The 652-nt window shown below is 77.3% G+C and carries 1 protein-coding gene; it reads left to right on the top strand.

Going from position 1 to position 652, the window contains the following annotated elements:
• Positions 1 to 191: 191 nt before the first annotated feature.
• A partial coding sequence (locus AC2W7G_RS17940; RefSeq protein WP_485869625.1) for a tRNA pseudouridine synthase A occupies positions 192 to 652 on the top strand: 461 nt, incomplete at its 3' end.

Here is a 652-nt window from a genome sequence, read left to right as displayed (position 1 = left end):
GCGGCTGCCGGCCGGTGCTGCCCGGGACGTGCGAGGTGCGCGACCTGCCGTCCGGCGCCCGACGGCTTCGACGCCCGCTTCTCGGCCCTGGAGCGGCGCTACGTCTACCGGATCTGCGACGCCCGGCCGGCCCGGACCCGCTGGTCCGCTCGCACGTGGTCGGCTGGCGGCGTCCGCTCGACGTGGACGCGATGGCGTCCGCCGCGGCCGAGCTGCTGGGCGAGCACGACTTCGCCGCGTTCTGCAAGCGGCGCGAGGGCGCGACGACGATCCGCACCCTGCTCGAGCTGCGACCGGTGCGCGTCGGCGACGTCGTCGAGACGACGGTGCGCGCGGACGCGTTCTGCCACTCGATGGTGCGGGCGCTCATGGGTGCGCTCGTCGTCGCCGGCGAGGGACGCCAGGAGGCCGGCTGGGCCGGCTCGGTCCTGGCCGCCCGCGAGCGCGACCCGCGCGTGCGGGTCATGCCTGCACACGGGCTGACGCTCGAGGAGGTCGTCTACCCGCCGGACGACGCCCTGGCCGAGCGGCGCGGCAGTCGCGCCGGCGGCGCGACGAGGACGGTGACTGACGTGCTGAGCCTCGTCGACCTGCCGTCGGCGCACCTGCGGGCCCTCGCCGCGGGCGACGTCGCGGAGGCGTCCGCGGTGGG

The sequence above is a fragment of the Aeromicrobium sp. PFPM2_SD2 genome (assembly GCF_057364525.1).
This window is presented reverse-complemented; position numbering and strand designations above follow the sequence as displayed.